Source organism: Agrobacterium tumefaciens, from assembly GCF_031801495.1.
GTDB lineage: Bacteria > Pseudomonadota > Alphaproteobacteria > Rhizobiales > Rhizobiaceae > Agrobacterium > Agrobacterium tumefaciens_K.
Window position 1 is genome coordinate 2,501,165 of sequence record NZ_JAOEGC010000002.1, and the last position, 16,542, is coordinate 2,517,706.

The window sequence follows — 16,542 nt, forward strand, 5'->3', positions numbered from 1 at the left end:
GGTTGTCATGGTATCGGGAAAGCCGCCACGCCACTCCAAGTCCAAAGCCGAGCCAGTCACGATTGATCTGGAGGCAAAGGATGTGACGGAAATCGGTAAGGAAAGCCAACCGAACCCGGAGGCTCCCGCCTCCGCCACACCGGACGACGCACAGAAAACGGCACCTGTTGAGAGCGCGGGCAAGGATAGTGTCGCATCGGAAAACCCGAAACCGATCTGGGATCAACCCGTCAGAACCCCGATAGAGCCGCAGCCCAACGTCGCCAAGACCGAGGAACCGAAAGCAGAAACCGCAAAACCGGACACCGCTCCCAAACCTGCGGCCGCATCTGCCCCCAAGCCGGACCAGACAAAGTCCGAACCGCCGAAAGCGCAGACTGCCAGGCCATCCCCCGAGACGAAAAGTTTCAGTAGCTCTGGACCGACACCGAAAAAAGAAGAAGCAAACCGCCAGGGTAACTCCGGTCTGATTGCTGCAGGCATCGTTGGCGGGCTTGTCGCGCTTCTGGCGGCGGGCAGCATGCAATATGCCGGTTATTTGCCACCTTTTTCCGCAAACAGCGGCGCATCCGAAGAGTTGAATGCGCTTCAGGCACAGGTCACAAGCCTGCGCCAACAGATTGAAAACACACCGCAGGCCACAGCCGACACCTCAGCACTTGAGCAGCGCATCGCAGCTCTTGAAGGCGGCAACGGTGGCAGTGCCGAGACGTCTGCCCTTGCCGAACGGATTGCAACGCTGGAAGCAGCCCTGCAATCGCAGACAGCTTCGCAAGGCACGGCAACCGAGGATCTGACGCGCCGGCTCAGCGAGGTGGAGGCCAAGCTGAATGAACCGCGCGACGATGTAGAGGTCGCCCGCGCCATCGCATCGGCCGCGCTGAAAGCCGCCATCGATCGCGGCGGTCCGTTCCTCACGGAACTCGATACCCTCTCGAAAGTAACGCCGGACGATCCCGCCATCGCCTCCCTGAGGTCCTTCGCGACGACCGGCGTACCCTCCCGCGCGGAACTGCTGCGCAACTTCCCCGACGTCGCCAATGCAATGTTGTCGGCCATCCATCAGCCGGACCCCAGTCAGGGTATCGTGGAACGCCTGACGGAAAGCGCCCTCTCGCTCGTCAAGGTGCGCCCCGTGGGCAATATCGAGGGTGAAACGCCGGAAGCCGTGATTGCTCGCATGGAAAACAAACTCCGCAACGGCGATCTCCAGGGTGCTGCGCTGGAATGGGATGCCCTGCCCGATGCCGCCAAAACCGTATCCGCCGATTACAAAAAATCTCTGGATGCGCGCATCAATGTGGAGAATCTGGTGGGTGATACGCTGAGCCGCGCCATTGGCAGCACCGGCAAGCAGGGGTAACGGCATGACCAGAATTCTGACTTTCGTTGCCATCGTTCTGGCCCTCGGTTTCGGTTTCTCCTGGCTGGCGGACAGGCCCGGCGTGCTGTCGATCGTGTGGCAGGGCCAACTCATCGAAATGAGCCTCATGGTCGCGGCCTCCATGGTGGCGGCACTGGTGGCCGTCACCATGCTCGTCTGGTGGATCGTCAACGCCATCTGGACATCGCCGAATGCGGCGCGCCGTTATTTCCGGGCTCGCAAGCGGGACCGTGGTTATCAGGCTCTCTCCACCGGGTTGATTGCGGCGGGCGCCGGAAACGCGCTGCTGGCCCGCAAGATGACCGCACGGACGCAAGGATTGCTCAGCGCCGATCAGGAACCGCTCATTCACCTGCTGGAAGCGCAGGCGGACCTCATCGAAGGACGCTACGATGCTGCCCGCCGCAAGTTCGAGGCAATGGCGCAGGATCCTGAAACCCGCGAACTCGGCCTTCGTGGCCTCTATATCGAGGCGCGCCGTCAGGGCGCCCATGAAGCGGCATTGCAATATGCCGAAGATGCCGCCGAAAAGGCGCCGTACCTGCCTTGGGCCGCACAGGCCACGCTGGAAAACCGTTGTCGCAACAACCAGTGGGACGACGCAATCCGCCTTCTCGATCAGCAGAAGGCCGCCGGCGTTATCGAACGCGGCGAGGCGGAGCGCCTGAAAGCTGTTCTCCTGACGGCCAAGGCTGGCGAAAAGCTGGAAAGCGACCCGGTTGGGGCCCGAGACGATGCCAAGCAGGCGCTCAAGCTGGCGAAGACGCTGGTTCCCGCCGCTCTCATCGCTGCGAAGTCCTATCTGCGCGAAGACAATCTGCGCAAGGCTGCATCCGTTCTGGAACCTGTCTGGAAAAGCAGCCCTCACCCGCAGATCGCCGAGCTTTATGTGCGGGCGCGCAGTGGCGACACCGCAATCGACCGCCTTAAACGCGCCGAACGGCTGGAAAGCCTGAAACCGAACAATATCGAATCGCTGTTTGCCGTGGCGCAGGCCGCGCTCGACGCCAAGGAATTCGCCAAGGCGCGGACCAAGGCTGAAGCTGCCGCCCGTATCGAACCGCGCGAAAGCATCTTCCTGCTGATGGCCGATATCGAGGAAGCGGAAACCGGCGATCAGGGCCGTGTGCGTTACTGGATGGCGCAGGGTCTGCGCGCTCCGCGTGATCCCGCATGGGTCGCCGATGGCATAGTCTCGGAAAAATGGCTGCCCGTCTCACCCGTGACCGGCCGTCTGGATGCGTTCGAATGGAAAGCGCCTTTCGGGCAGCTTGAAGGACCGGTGGAAGACGTCAGCATCGATAACGCGCTTGCAGCCGTTCCGGCCAAATCGGAACCCGCCCCCAAGATCGTTGTCGAAAGTGCACAGCCCCATAAGGATGATGGCGTGACGACCGCGACCAGGCCTGAGCCTATCGAGATCAAAACAGCAGCGCCCGTAGCCACACCGAAGCAGAAAACAGCAGCCTCCGCCTCACCACCTGTACCCGTGGCTGATGACAAGGAGCCTGTTCCCTTCTTTGGCGGCGCACCGGATGATCCCGGTGTGAAAAAGCCTGACAGCGAACCGGACGCCAAGACCCGGCTCAAACTTTTCTGAGAGCACAAGGACACATATGCTCAACCGTATTCAGTCGTTTTTTCAAACTCTCGTTGGCCAGCATACGGATGATTTCAGCCCGGACGATTTGAGAGTGGCGGTCGCTGCCCTGTGTTTTCAGGTGATGGAAGCCGACGGCACGGTGTCAAAAACCGAGCGTGATCGCCTTCGCGAAATTCTTCAGGATTATTACCATCTGAATTCGGACAAACTGGATGCTCTTCTGGCGGCAGGTCAGGAAGCGGGCAAGGAAGCCGTCGACTACTACCGCTTCACCACCGATATCCGCCGTCACCTCGGGGAAGACCAGCGCGTCGAGCTTATTGGCATCCTCTGGGATATTGTCTACGCTGACGGTGAACGAAGCGAAATGGAAGACCACGTGATCTGGCGCGTCGCCGATCTGATGGGGGTTTCTGTCCGCGACAGGGTGCTGCAACGTCAACAGGCAGCAAAACGCTCCCTGTCCGCTGAAGAAAGCGAAAACGACAAAGATGCTGTTTGACCCATCCAGGCAACAGGCCAGACAACCATCGATCCTTATCATTCTGCATCAGGAGCGCTCCACGCCCGGACGGGTCGGGCAAATTCTGGTCGAAAAGGGCTACAGGCTGGATATCCGTCGCCCCGCGCTCGGCGACGATCTGCCGGACACGCTGGAAAAACACGCAGGCGCCATCATTTTCGGTGGACCGCAGAGCGCCAATGATGCGCATGACTATGTCAGGACCGAAATAAACTGGCTGAAGGTGCCATTGAAGGAGAACAAGCCCTTTCTTGGCATCTGTCTCGGGGCGCAGATGCTATCAAAACATCTCGGCGGAAAGGTCGAGGCGGATCGTGAGGGCAAGGTCGAGATCGGCTGGTATCCTCTGCATCCCACAGAACACGGTCGCCTGCTGATGCCGCATTGGCCGAAAATGGTCTACCATTTCCACAAGGAAGGCTTCGACCTGCCGCGCGGGGCTGAATTGCTGGCCGCCGGTGACGCCTACCCCAATCAGGCTTACCGCTACGGAAAAAATGCCTGGGGGCTACAGTTCCACGCGGAACTGACGCGCGCCATGATGCACAGCTGGGTGGTGCGCGGTGCACAGCGCTTCGGCATGCCCAACGCACAGGTCGGCAGCCAGCATCTGGAAGGGCGGATGCTGTTTGACACGCCGCTCAGGGCATGGCTCGGCAACTTCCTGGATCTCGTTTTCGAGGGAAAGCCACAACGCTGACGCGGTTCGGCCACGAAACGCATGACCCTATTTGTCCGGAAGTTCCAGACTGTCGATCTTGCGCAACTTGGAAAAGCCGAGCGCCCATATCACCGCAACAGCAAGCGTACCCGCACCACCGATAACGACCGCAGGCACGGCGCCGATCACATGCGCCATCGTCCCGGCACGAAACTCGCCCAACTCGTTCGAAGCACCCACGAAGACAGAATTGACGGCGTTGACACGTCCGCGCACCTCATCCGGCGTCCAAAGCGCGATCAACGTCTCACGAACGTAAACCGACACCATGTCCGACGCTCCCATCACGACCAGCGCCGCAATAGAAATCCATGCGGTCTGGGAAAGACCGAACACAACCGTAGAGATACCGAAAAGCCCTACGCCTACGAACATCATCAGACCCGCATGATGGCGGATCGGTTTGAATGCGAGGATGACGGCAACGACAATCGCACCGATGCCCGGTGCAGCACGCAGAAGACCGAGACCCCACGGCCCGAGCGTCAGCACTTCCTTGGCAAAAATCGGCATGAGTGCCACCGCGCCACCAAGCAGCACCGCAAACAGATCAAGCGAGATCGCACCGAGAACCACCTTCTCCTGAGCAATGAAGCGGAAGCCGGCAAGCATGCTCTCGAGGCTGACCGCCTTCGCAGGGCTGCGCTGCTCCGGCTTTCGGATGATGAAGGCAAGAACCGCAGCCAGCGCAAACAGGCAGAACGCCACGCTATAGGCAAGTGACGCACCCACACCATAAAGCAGACCGCCAACGACCGGCCCGAGAATGGACGCCATCTGCCATGAAGACGAATTCCATGCCACCGCATTCGGCAGGTCTTCCACCGGGACCAGATTGGGTCCAAGCGACTGGACCGCCGGTCCCATGAAAGCGCGTTCGATGCCGATCACCACCAGAATGGCAAAGACCGGCCACGGCGAAAAGGTATGCGTCAGCGTCAATCCGAGCAATGCAGCGGCACATGCTGCCGCGACGATGAACCCGATGGCCATGATGAGCCGCCGGTTATGCCTGTCTGCAACCGTGCCGGTGACAAGGATCAGCAGCAATGACGGCAGGAACTGAAAAAGACCGATCAGGCCGAGATAGAAGGCGTTTCCCGTCACTTCATACATCTGCCAGCCCACGGAGACACTGACGATCTGAAACGCAAAGGCCGCAAAAAACCGGGCCGTGAAAAAACGACGGTAGGAACTATGCCGGAATGCGCCGAAACGATTTTCGGCAGAAATCAGTGACATCGGCTAAACGCTCGCGATAAATTTAGGACCTTCCCATAGAAGGATATGACAAGAATCGCCAGCGCTGTTTGGGCAACACTTGCCGGTTCCCGCGCCAATGTCTAAATGTCTTTCAACAAAGACACGGAGATATTGATGCTTGCCCTGTTTCAGACCATCGATCTGGCCTTGAACCTCTATACGTGGGTGCTGATTGCCAGTGCTATTTTTTCCTGGCTTTATGCCTTTAACGTCATCAATTCCCGAAATCAGTTCGTGAATGCGATCGGCAGCTTCCTCCACAACGTCACGGAACCGGTTCTGCGCCCTATCCGACGCATCCTCCCCAATCTGGGCGGTATCGATATTTCACCCGTGATCCTGCTGCTGCTCATCTTCTTCATTCGTTCCTTCATGTGGAACACGCTGTATCCGATGGTTGCCTGACCAGCGTAATCATTCAGTCAGCAAACACCTGAATAAGAAAATCCTCCGGATCGATACCGACCCGGAGGATTTTTAACACGTGCAAGAGATCTGCTTTAAATCAGCCCTGCGAGTTGTAGCGCTCGATAGCTTCGACGATCAGCTTCTTGGCAACATCTACGTTCTGCCAGCCGCCGATCTTCACCCACTTGCCGGGCTCTAGATCCTTGTAATGTTCAAAGAAATGCTCGATCTGCTTCAGGGTGATTTCCGGCAGATCGGTATAGTTCTCGATCTTGTCGTAGCGGCGCGTCAGTTTCGGAACCGGAACGGCAATGATCTTCTCATCCTTGCCGCCATCGTCTTCCATGATCATCACGCCGATCGGACGGACGTTGATGACGCAGCCCGGAACGAGCGGACGCGTGTTGCAGATGAGAACGTCGATCGGATCACCGTCATCGGACAGGGTGTGCGGCACGAAACCGTAGTTACCCGGATAAGTCATTGGTGTGTAGAGGAAACGATCAACGATCAGCGCGCCGGCGTCCTTGTCCATCTCGTACTTGATCGGCTGACCGCCAACCGGCACTTCCACAATAACATTCACGTCTTCCGGCGGATTCTTGCCTACGGAGATTGCATCAATACGCATTCGCTTCCCTCATTTCGACGGGTTGGGTTCGGTTTTCGATAATGGGAAAGTCATGGCATTGCAACATGGCTTTAAAAGGATCGGGCAGAATGCCTCACCCTTCGCCAGCGGGTTATCCACGAATTTTGAAAATGCGACGGGCGCTGAACCGGCGAACGACCGGTAAGCTCAGTTCCAGACGAACCCGATCTTGCGCAATGAAGTACCGCCGAAGTCTTCCATGCCTTCTGCGATGTCCCGTCCGCCGTGCGAACGGAAAAAGCGGCTCGCCACGTCACTGTCCTCAAGGCACCAGACGACGATACCCTGGCAGCCAAGCGACGTCAGCAGCCTGCGCGCCTCCGTGAACAGCAGGGAACCGAGACCGATACCCTGATACTCGGGGCGGAGATAAAGCTCGTAGACCTCACCGTCATGCGGGAGGCCACGTGCGCGGCTGAGGCCAAGCGTTGCATAACCGGCAACCACCCCGGCTACCTCAACGACGAGCATGGTCGCAGACCCGCGGGTCGCCTTCTTCCACCATAGTTCGCCACGGCGCTCGAGCATCTGCGTCAACGGCTTGTGCGGGATCAGCCCCGCATAAGCCTGTTGCCACGACAGACGGTGCGCCTCGGAAATGGCGCGCGCATCATGCGCTTCGGCACGGCGAACATCTATGGATAACGTTTTCATAACGCGATTCTGGCCCCGACCGCGGAAACTTGCCAGCCATAAAGGTTAACGGCACCAAGCTTACCCACAGCCTATTCATGTGGACGACCAGAAAAAATTAACGCATCCTTAACCTTTAGCACAAGCCGCTTTCGACTCATCCCCAAATAAAAAACCCGGCACCAGGGCCGGGTTTTCAAGATCAGTCGCTATAGGCGATTAGACGGCAAGTTTTGCCTTCTCGAAACGCTTACGGTCGTTGGCATCGAGGAACATCTTGCGCAGACGGATCGACTTCGGCGTCACTTCCATCAGCTCGTCGTCTTGAATCCAAGAGAGAGCGCGGTCAAGCGTCATGCGGATTGGCGGCGTCAGCTTGACGGCTTCATCCTTGCCAGCAGCGCGGATGTTGGTGAGCTGCTTGCCCTTCAGCACGTTCACTTCGAGATCGTTGTCACGCGTATGAATGCCGATAATCATGCCAGCATAGACCTTTTCGCCGGGCTCGATAATCATCGGACCGCGATCTTCAAGGTTGAACATGGCGTAAGCAACAGCTTCACCCGAACCGTTCGACAGCAGAACGCCGTTAACACGACCGGCAATCGGACCCTTGTATGGCTGGTAATCATGGAACAGACGGTTCATGATCGCCGTACCGCGGGTATCGGTCAGCAGTTCGGACTGGTAGCCGATGAGACCACGCGTCGGAGCAAGGAACTTCAGACGAACGCGGTTACCGCCGGAAGGACGCAGTTCGGTCATTTCGGCCTTACGCTCAGACATCTTCTGAACGACAACGCCGGAATGCTCTTCATCAACGTCGATAACGACTTCTTCGATTGGCTCGATGGTCTGGCCGTTCTCATCCTTCTGCATCACAACGCGAGGACGCGAAACAGCAAGTTCGAAGCCTTCACGACGCATGGTTTCGATCAGAACAGCAAGCTGCAATTCGCCACGACCGGAAACGAAGAACGAATCCTTGCCTTCGGCTTCTTCGATCTTCAGCGCAACGTTGCCTTCGGCTTCCTTGAACAGACGGTCCCGGATAACGCGGCTCGTTACCTTGTCACCTTCGGTGCCAGCCAGCGGGCTGTCGTTAACGATGAACGACATCGTAACGGTTGGCGGGTCAATAGGCTGTGCCTTCATCGCTTCGTTAACGGAAGGATCACAGAACGTGTCAGCAACCGTGCCCTTGGAAAGACCAGCAATAGCAACGATGTCGCCCGCATGAGCTTCATCGATGGCAGTACGTTCGATACCACGGAAAGCGAGAATCTTGGAGATACGGCCGGTTTCAACGGTCTTGCCGTCCTGACCGAGAACCTTCACAGCCTGGTTCGGCTTGATCGAGCCCGAAGCGATACGGCCAGTGATGATACGGCCGAGGAAGGGGTTGGCTTCGAGGATCGTACCGATCAGACGGAACGGACCCTCTTCAACCTTAGGCTCGGGAACGTGCTTAAGAACCAGGTCGAGCAGCGGTGCAAGACCTTCATCCTTCGGGCCTTCCGGGTTGACGTTCATCCAGCCATCGCGGCCCGAACCATAGAGGATCGGGAAGTCGAGCTGTTCGTCGGTCGCATCCAGATTTGCGAAAAGATCAAAAACTTCGTTGATGACTTCTTCATGGCGGCCATCCGGGCGGTCGATCTTATTGATCGCGACGATAGGTTTGAGACCGACCTTGAGAGCCTTGGAAACCACGAACTTCGTCTGCGGCATCGGGCCTTCAGACGAGTCGACCAGAACGATTGCACCGTCCACCATCGAGAGGATACGCTCGACTTCACCACCGAAGTCGGCGTGGCCAGGGGTGTCGACGATGTTGATACGAACACCCTTCCACTCCACCGAAGTCGCCTTGGCAAGAATGGTAATGCCGCGTTCTTTTTCGAGGTCGTTCGAGTCCATCACGCGCTCTGCAACGCGCTGGTTGTCGCGGAAGGAGCCGGACTGCTTCAGAAGCTCGTCAACGAGCGTCGTTTTTCCATGGTCAACGTGCGCGATAATCGCGATGTTGCGAAGGGCCATATGATAAATCTCTGAGGTTGGGGCGCTAATCGTATGGGATGCGCCAATTTAGTTTGGCGCGCTCATAACCTTTTTTTTGTAAATGCGAAAGGGGGGGCTTTGTCATAAGCCCCCTGCGCCTAGGTTCTAGCTCAGAAATGTGACGGCCTTTATGCAAGTCCGCGCTTGGCAAGCATTGCATCAGGGCTTGGCATCTTGCCGCGGAAAGCCAGATAGGCGCTTTCAGGATCGATGGAGCCACCCACGGAATAGATGTTGTCCTTCAGCTTGCGCGCGGTTTCGGCGTCGAAGGCATTACCGGTTTCCTCGAAAGCGGCAAATGCATCCGCATCCAGCACCTCAGACCACATGTAGGAGTAATAGCCGGCGGAATAACCGTCTCCTGAAAACACATGCTGGAAATGCGGTGTCGCATGCCGCATCACAATCGATTTCGGCATGTTCAGGGCGCTCAGAACCTCACCCTGCACCGCCATCGGATCGCTGACCGCCTCGCGGGTATGAAACGACATATCGACGATTGCCGACGAGGTAAATTCCAACGTATTGAAACCGGCATTGAACGTCTGCGCCGCCAGCACCTTGTCCAGCAACGCCTTTGGCATCGCCTCGCCCGTTTCATAATGCAGGGCATATGTCTCCAGAATTTCCGGAACGGTCAGCCAGTGCTCATAAAGCTGCGAGGGCAGCTCCACGAAATCACGGGACACACCCGTGCCCGAAACCGACGGGTAGGTTACATCCGACAACATGCCGTGCAGCGCGTGGCCAAATTCGTGAAACAGCGTACGCGCATCGTCCAGCGAAAGCAGCGCCGGTTTTCCTTCGGCTGGCTTCGCAAAATTGCAAACATTGTAGATGATCGGCAGCTCGCCGACCGTACCATTCTTCAGCGGCAGCTTGTGCTGTGACTGGAAAGAACTCATCCAGGCGCCGGAACGCTTGGACGGCCGGGCAAAATAATCGCCAAGGAACATCGCCTTCAACACACCCTTGTCGTCGCGAATTTCGAACGTGCGCACATCGGGATGGTAGGCTGCAACGCCCTGAACCTCGACAGCCTGAATGCCGAAAAGACGGTTCGCAACATCGAAGCAGGCGGCAATGATCTTTTCCAGCTGCAGATAGGGCTTCAACTCGGCCTCGGAGAAGTTGAACTTCCTGGCGCGCAGTTTTTCGGCGTAGTGGCGCCAGTCCCACGGCATGACATCGTGGTTCCTGCCCTCGTCGGCGATCAATTCGCCAAGCTCGGCTTCTTCCTGACCGGCGCGTGCAACGGCCTTTTCCCACACCCGGCCGAGAAGTCCGTTCACGGCATCGGGTGTTTTCGCCATCGTGTCGTCCAGCTTGTAGGCCGCGAAATTCCTGTAGCCGAGCAGCTTGGCCTTTTCTTCACGCAGCTCCAGCGTGCGCCTCACCGTTTCACGGTTGTCCGTCTCCCCGCCGTTTTCACCACGTGCCACCCAAGCCTTGAACGCCTGTTCGCGCAGATCGCGACGCTCGGAGAAGGTCAGGAAAGGCTCGATGATGGAGCGCGACAGCGTCACGGCGAACTTGCCGTCTTCGCCATGCTCGCGCGCCGCGCCAGCCATGGCATCGCGCAGGAAACCGGGAACACCCGCCAGTTCTTCTTCACTGGAAAGCAGAAGCTTCCAGCTCTTTTCATCCGCAAGCACGTTCTGCCCGAATTTCGCGCCAAGACCGGCAAGCTCCTCGTTGATCGCCGCAAGCCGTTCCTGCTGCGCCTTTGGCAGCTTGGCACCGGCCCGGACAAAGCCTTTCCAGTGGCGCTCCAGAACACGTTTTTCCTCGCCCGTCAGCCCAAGCGCGTCGCGTTTTTCCCAAAGCGCGTCAATGCGTTTGAACAACGCATCGTTCATGCCGATCTTCGAGTAATGCCGCGACATTTTCGGCGCGATCTCCCTCTCCAGTCCCTGAATGACCGGATTGGTATGCGCACCCGCTTTGTTCCAGAACAGCGCGGAAACCCGCGAGAGATCGTCTCCGGCAATTTCCAGCGCAATGATGGTATTCGCGAATGTCGGCTGTTCGGGATTATCGGCAATCGCGTCGATTTCCTCATCATGCGCCAGAAGTGCCGCGTCAAACGCTCCGGCAAAATCCTCATCCCTGACGGCGTCGAACCGCGGGAGGCCGTTCAGACCGTTCCAGTTGACGAGGGCGGGATGGGGAGCGGCTGCAGATGCCATTTCATATTCCTCATGCGATTGCTGCTTCGCACCATATGGGCATGCCTCACCCATCAATTCAATATCCGGGATATGATGTGGACGACAGCACCGCTGGTTCGGGAAATACTTTTATTTGCGACAATATCCATCGCTCACCATTGATTATCGCCCGGATTTTAGTAAGGCTGACTTACGAAAAGGCGGGCCATGGGCACAAAACTCGAAAAAGATTCATTGGCTTTTTTACTCAACAGCAGCGCACGCCTGTTGAACAACGCTTTTGAACGCCGGATTTCCGAGGCCGGGCTTGGGCTGACGCCGGGCGAGGCAAGAGCCTTGCTCACCGTTGCCGCCATCGACGGCAGCAAGCAATCGGAGATCGCGGCCCGAATGGGCATCGAGCCCATGACCATCTGCGCATATCTGGATAAGCTTCAGTCGCTCGACCTGATCGAACGCCAACAGGATCCGCACGACAGGCGCTCCAAACGGATCCTTTTGACGGAAGATGCGGATAGCATGCTGAAAGCCGTGCGCCAGGAAATCGACCAGCTGGTACTCCAGGCCACACAAGGTCTAGACGATGCGGACATCGCGGCGTTCCGCGGTTTTTTGCAGGCATTGCATAAAAATCTCCAGCCTGAACAATCAGTCCAGAGCGGCCAATAAAAGCGATGCCTTCAAAAACCATCATGTCCAGACGGCGTACTGCACTGCTGGGAGCGTTGCTGACGGCCCTCGGCCCAATTTCGATGGCAATCTACACGCCCGCAATGCCGGAGCTGGTGCACGCCTTCGCGACGACGGACTCCGCCGTGAAGATGAGCCTCTCGCTTTACTTCGCGGGTTTTGCGCTCGCGCAATTGCTTGCGGGCCCGACGTCGGACGCGTTCGGACGCCGAACGGCAAGTCTGGTTTTTCTGTCGATCTTCATGCTTGGCAGCGTACTCGCCATCCTCGCACCGACAATCGAACTGCTCCTGCTGGCGCGCCTCGTCCAGGGTATCGGCGCCTCGGTCGGCATGACGGTTGCCCGCGCCTTCGTTCGCGACCAGTTTACCGGTGCGGAAGCCTCCAGCATCATGAACCTCATAGGCATCATGCTCGCCATAGGCCCTGCCATGGGACCGACGATCGGCGGCCTCTCGCTCGCGGCGTTCGGCTGGCAATCGATTTTCTATCTGCTGGCCGGACTTGGCGTCATCGCTATCCTGTCCGTTGTTTTCTACCTGCGGGAAACAACGGTTCCGGACAGGACACGTATACGGCCGGGACGTCTTCTGTCCGCTTATCGGGAACTGCTGGGGCAACCACGGTTCCTGCTGGGCGCACTTGTGCTCGGCGGCTCGATTGGCGCTCTCTATGCGCAGGCGACCATGCTGGCCTTCATTCTCATCAAGGAAGTCGGCCTTTCGCCAACAGCCTTTGGCGTTGGAATGCTCATGCAATCCGGTGCGTACTTCTTCGGCTCGATCGCCCTGCGTTACATCGCACCGAAACTCGGAGATCGCCGCTCAACGGTCCTCGGCCTCTGTTTTTCAGGCACGGGCGGACTTCTCATCATGCTCTCGGTGTTTCTCCTGCCGCCCTCCTTCATCTCCATCATGGGGCCGGTCGCCATTGCGACCGTTGGCATCGCTCTTCTGACGCCCTCGATGGTAACGGCAACCCTGGCGCCCTTTCCGCATATTGCAGGATCAGCGTCCGCACTGATGGGTTTCATACAGATTGGATCGGGCTTCGTGGGAGGGGCTGCCGCCTCCATTGTTGCCTCACCCCTGACGGCGTTCGGCATCATCATACCACTGATGGAATTCACTGCCGTTGCCAGCTACATCGGCTTTCGGATCATCGCGAAAAAAAGCGCATGAAAAACCCGCGGACCGGAGAGGCCGCGGGTTCTGTCGATACCGAAAAACGCCGTCCGATCAGCCGACGAGGTTACGCTTTGCAAGAGTGCGCAGACGCAGTGCATTGAGCTTGATGAAGCCAGCTGCATCCTTCTGGTCGTAGGCGCCATGGTCGTCCTCGAACGTCACCAACGCGTCGGAATAAAGCGACTTCGCGCTTTCGCGGCCGGTTACCATCACGTTGCCCTTGTAGAGCTTGAGCGTGACTTCGCCTTCGACATGCTCCTGGCTCTTGTCGATCAGCGCCTGCAGCATTTCGCGTTCCGGCGAGAACCAGAAACCGTAGTAGATCAGTTCGGCATAACGCGGCATCAGCTCGTCCTTGAGGTGCGCGGCACCGCGGTCGAGCGTGATGGATTCGATGGCGCGGTGTGCGGCAAGCAGGATCGTGCCGCCGGGCGTCTCATAAACGCCGCGCGACTTCATGCCGACGAAACGGTTCTCGACAAGATCGAGACGGCCGATGCCGTTTTCACGACCGTAGTTGTTGAGCGTGGCAAGCAGGGTCGCAGGCGACATCTCGACACCATTGATGGAGCAGGCGTCGCCCTTGCGGAAACCGACCTTGATGACGGTCGCCTTGTCAGGCGCGGCTTCCGGAGAAATGGTGCGCATATGCACATATTCCGGTGCTTCCACTGCCGGGTCTTCCAGAACCTTGCCCTCGGAAGAGGAATGCAGCAGGTTGGCGTCAACCGAGAAGGGAGCCTCACCCTTCTTGTCCTTGGCAACCGGAATCTGGTGCTGTTCGGCGAAGTTCAGCAGATCCGTACGGCTCTTGAACGACCAGTCGCGCCACGGCGCAATGATCTTGATATCAGGGTTGAGCGCGTAAGCAGAAAGCTCGAAGCGAACCTGGTCGTTACCCTTGCCGGTCGCACCGTGCGCGATGGCGTCGGCACCGGTTTTCTTGGCGATGTCGATCAGGTGCTTGGAGATCAGCGGACGGGCAATCGACGTGCCCAGCAGATACACACCCTCGTAAACGGCATTGGCGCGGAACATCGGAAAGACGAAATCGCGCACGAACTCTTCACGGACATCCTCGATGAAGATTTCCTTGATGCCCAGCATCTCGGCTTTCTTGCGGGCAGGCTCAAGTTCTTCACCCTGACCGAGGTCGGCGGTGAAGGTGACGACTTCCGCGTTCAGTTCCGTCTGAAGCCATTTCAGGATGATCGAGGTGTCGAGACCGCCGGAATAGGCAAGAACGACTTTCTTTACGTCTTTCGGGAGTGCCATAGTGATGTCCATCTGCATGATGGCGACACAAGGCATGCCGCCATTTCCTTGGGATTTCGGCACTTTTACAGTGCAACCCCCAAGGTGTGAAGCGCTTTTACCAAAAAGACATGCGGCAAAACAAAGAATTGGAGGACCAAATCGCCAGCAACAGTACGCCTGCGGCACTCCGAACCTGTGACGGGGCTGGAACGAAGGAATTATCACATGCATTACGTCCCTCGCGCCTTAACATCAAAACGCGCGAACAGATGAAAGCGTGAATGAGGCCAATCAGGGCTCAAGAATCGTTGCAAGCCGCTGGAGAGAGCGGAAACCGACGGGAAGGAGAAACCTATGACGATCATCCACCCAGCATTCAAGGAAGACAACGTTGCCGTCATTACCGGAGCGGCATCCGGTATCGGTCTTGCTGCGGCGCGCAGGTTCGCCAGCTTCGGCATGAGTGTCGTACTCGCCGATCTCGATGGCGACAAACTCGCCGAAGCGCACGCCGATATTCTCAAGCTGGCGAGAGATGGCGAAGCCCAGATCGTCGCCATACCGACCGACGTATCAAAACTGGATGAGCTGGAATCCCTTGAACGCGCCGTCATCCAGCGTTTCGGACGCGTACATGTCCTGATGAACAATGCCGGCATCCAGCCTGGAAGCGCGATCTTCGGCCCGCAGGCGAACTGGGAAAAGGTCATCAACGTCAATCTCATGGGCGTCGTCAATGGCAGCCGGGTTTTCGGACCAGGCATGGTCGCGCATGGAGATCAGGCGCTCATTATTAACACCGGATCCAAACAGGGCATCACCACCCCACCCGGAGATCCTGCCTACAATGTGTCGAAGGCCGGCGTGAAGGCTTTCACCGAAGCCCTGCAGCACGAGTTGCGCAACATCCCCGATGGCGGCGTTTCGGCCCATCTGCTCATTCCGGGGTTCGTGTTCACCGGCCTTACGGCCAACGGAAGAACGGAAAAACCGGCTGGAGCGTGGACGGCCGAGCAGACGGTCGACTTCATGGTCGACAGTGTAGGCAAGGGGGATTTTTACATCCTGTGCCCCGATGGCGAAGTGGACCGCCCGACGGACGAGAAGCGCATTCTCTGGGCGGCTTACGACATCGTGCAGAACCGCCCGCCGCTGTCACGTTGGCATACGGAATATTCCGCGGCCTTCACAAGCTTTCTGAAAAACTGATCGACCAACCTACCGCGCCTAGAAAAGGGCGCGGTCACCCGGACATTCATGGGCATTGGCAGAAACCGAAATTCGCGTTAATCAAACGGCATCTCCAGTTTTACTTGGTGCCGTGATGGATTTCATTCCAAGCCTGCCGACACTTGCCGCATTCACCCTCGCGATCCTGCTGCTGGCCGTAACGCCCGGCCCGGATATGACGCTCTGGATCAGCCGTTCCCTGCGCGAAGGCCGCACGGCGGGTTTCATGACACTCGTCGGCACCAATATCGGCATCACGGTCCATACGATGCTGGTCGCATTCGGCGTTGCTGCTCTGATTGTTGCCTCGCCTGCCGCCTTCATGGTCCTCAAAACGGGCGGTGCAGCCTATCTCGTCTGGCTGGCCATTCAGGCGATCCGCAAGGGATCCGATTTCGTCATGGTGAAGACCACGGGCGACAAGCCCCAGGCCTCGCTTAAATCGGCTCTTCTGAACGGCATCTGGGTCAATCTTCTGAACCCCAAGGTCATCATCTTCTTCATGACCTTTCTGCCGCAATTCGTCAGCGCCTCCGATCCGCACGTCACCGGCAAGCTGATCTTCCTTGGCATCTGGTCGATCATCGTTGCCCTGCCGATCGGCATCGGGATCGTGGTCGCCGCGGACTCGCTCTCCGGCTGGCTGCAACGCAACCGCAAGGTCCTGCGTGGCCTCGACTATACGATTGCCGGTGTATTCTCGCTGTTCGCCGTGAAGATCTTCATGACGCAGGCACGGTAAAAGAAAAAGGCGCCTCT

The 16,542-nt window shown here is 58.0% G+C and carries 16 protein-coding genes; 10 read left to right on the forward strand and 6 right to left on the reverse strand.

The genetic code is table 11. The features are described from left to right. Nucleotides 1-7: 7 nt before the first annotated feature. Genes N7578_RS21460 through N7578_RS21475 form a run of 4 tightly spaced genes read left to right on the forward strand, consistent with a single transcriptional unit; the run spans nt 8 to nt 4,210 of the window. Nucleotides 8-1,363, forward strand: coding sequence for a mitofilin family membrane protein (locus N7578_RS21460; protein WP_311112236.1), 1,356 nt, complete (start codon nt 8-10; stop codon nt 1,361-1,363). Nucleotides 1,364-1,367: 4 nt separating this feature from the next. Then, entirely contained in the window at nt 1,368-2,984 is a 1,617-nt protein-coding gene (locus N7578_RS21465; protein ID WP_311112237.1) for a heme biosynthesis protein HemY, read from the forward strand. 16 nt (nt 2,985-3,000) lie between these two features. Next, nucleotides 3,001-3,489 (forward strand): TerB family tellurite resistance protein, encoded by a 489-nt coding sequence (locus N7578_RS21470; protein ID WP_311112238.1) that lies wholly within the window; start codon nt 3,001-3,003, stop codon nt 3,487-3,489. Then, the gene (locus N7578_RS21475; protein WP_311112239.1) at nt 3,479-4,210 is read left to right on the forward strand and encodes a glutamine amidotransferase; all 732 of its coding nucleotides are present in this window, start codon (nt 3,479-3,481) and stop codon (nt 4,208-4,210) included. The genes N7578_RS21470 and N7578_RS21475 overlap by 11 nt, the downstream gene beginning before the upstream one ends. 27 nt (nt 4,211-4,237) lie before the next feature. Here N7578_RS21475 and N7578_RS21480 read toward each other — a convergent pair whose 3' ends face one another. Continuing rightward, entirely contained in the window at nt 4,238-5,473 is a 1,236-nt protein-coding gene (locus N7578_RS21480; RefSeq protein ID WP_311112240.1) for an MFS transporter, read from the reverse strand. Between the two features lie 135 nt (nt 5,474-5,608). Here N7578_RS21480 and N7578_RS21485 point away from each other — a divergent pair, with 135 nt between their 5' ends. Then, a complete protein-coding gene (locus N7578_RS21485; RefSeq protein WP_311112241.1) occupies nt 5,609-5,899 on the forward strand; it encodes a YggT family protein in 291 nt (96 codons plus the stop codon). A gap of 100 nt (nt 5,900-5,999) precedes the next feature. On the opposite strand, the gene ppa is transcribed toward N7578_RS21485, so the two are convergent. The 4 genes from ppa to N7578_RS21505 all read right to left on the reverse strand — a co-directional run bounded on the left by ppa (nt 6,000) and on the right by N7578_RS21505 (nt 11,437). Beyond that, nucleotides 6,000-6,533, reverse strand: coding sequence for an inorganic diphosphatase (gene ppa / locus N7578_RS21490; protein ID WP_311112242.1), 534 nt, complete (start codon nt 6,531-6,533; stop codon nt 6,000-6,002). 168 nt (nt 6,534-6,701) lie between these two features. Beyond that, entirely contained in the window at nt 6,702-7,208 is a 507-nt protein-coding gene (locus N7578_RS21495; protein ID WP_311112243.1) for a GNAT family N-acetyltransferase, read from the reverse strand. Nucleotides 7,209-7,406: 198 nt separating this feature from the next. Next, nucleotides 7,407-9,227 (reverse strand): translational GTPase TypA, encoded by a 1,821-nt coding sequence (gene typA / locus N7578_RS21500; protein WP_311112244.1) that lies wholly within the window; start codon nt 9,225-9,227, stop codon nt 7,407-7,409. Nucleotides 9,228-9,376: 149 nt separating this feature from the next. Next, complete coding sequence (locus N7578_RS21505; RefSeq protein ID WP_311112245.1) at nt 9,377-11,437, reverse strand: M3 family metallopeptidase; 2,061 nt, start codon at nt 11,435-11,437, stop codon at nt 9,377-9,379. Here N7578_RS21505 and N7578_RS21510 point away from each other — a divergent pair. From N7578_RS21510 to N7578_RS21520, 3 genes are read left to right on the forward strand one after another with little or no spacing between them, the layout of a single operon-like run. Further along, on the forward strand, nt 11,431-11,703 hold the full coding sequence (locus tag N7578_RS21510; RefSeq protein ID WP_311112246.1) for a hypothetical protein: 273 nt from the start codon (nt 11,431-11,433) through the stop codon (nt 11,701-11,703). The genes N7578_RS21505 and N7578_RS21510 overlap by 7 nt on opposite strands. Then, complete coding sequence (locus N7578_RS21515) at nt 11,627-12,088, forward strand: MarR family winged helix-turn-helix transcriptional regulator (RefSeq protein ID WP_311112247.1); 462 nt, start codon at nt 11,627-11,629, stop codon at nt 12,086-12,088. The genes N7578_RS21510 and N7578_RS21515 overlap by 77 nt, the downstream gene beginning before the upstream one ends. A 23-nt stretch (nt 12,089-12,111) precedes the next feature. Next, the gene (locus tag N7578_RS21520) at nt 12,112-13,290 is read left to right on the forward strand and encodes a multidrug effflux MFS transporter (protein ID WP_311112248.1); all 1,179 of its coding nucleotides are present in this window, start codon (nt 12,112-12,114) and stop codon (nt 13,288-13,290) included. Nucleotides 13,291-13,347: 57 nt separating this feature from the next. Here N7578_RS21520 and N7578_RS21525 read toward each other — a convergent pair whose 3' ends face one another. After that, on the reverse strand, nt 13,348-14,571 hold the full coding sequence (locus tag N7578_RS21525) for an argininosuccinate synthase (RefSeq protein ID WP_311112582.1): 1,224 nt from the start codon (nt 14,569-14,571) through the stop codon (nt 13,348-13,350). Between the two features lie 336 nt (nt 14,572-14,907). Here N7578_RS21525 and N7578_RS21530 point away from each other — a divergent pair, with 336 nt between their 5' ends. Both N7578_RS21530 and N7578_RS21535 read left to right on the forward strand, forming a co-directional pair. Beyond that, nucleotides 14,908-15,762, forward strand: a complete 855-nt coding sequence (locus N7578_RS21530; protein ID WP_311112249.1) for an SDR family NAD(P)-dependent oxidoreductase — start codon at nt 14,908-14,910, stop codon at nt 15,760-15,762. Between the two features lie 115 nt (nt 15,763-15,877). Next, nucleotides 15,878-16,525 carry a LysE family translocator gene (locus N7578_RS21535; protein ID WP_311112250.1) on the forward strand — a complete coding sequence of 216 codons (648 nt, stop codon included), beginning with the start codon at nt 15,878-15,880 and terminating at the stop codon, nt 16,523-16,525. Nucleotides 16,526-16,542: the final 17 nt, after the last annotated feature.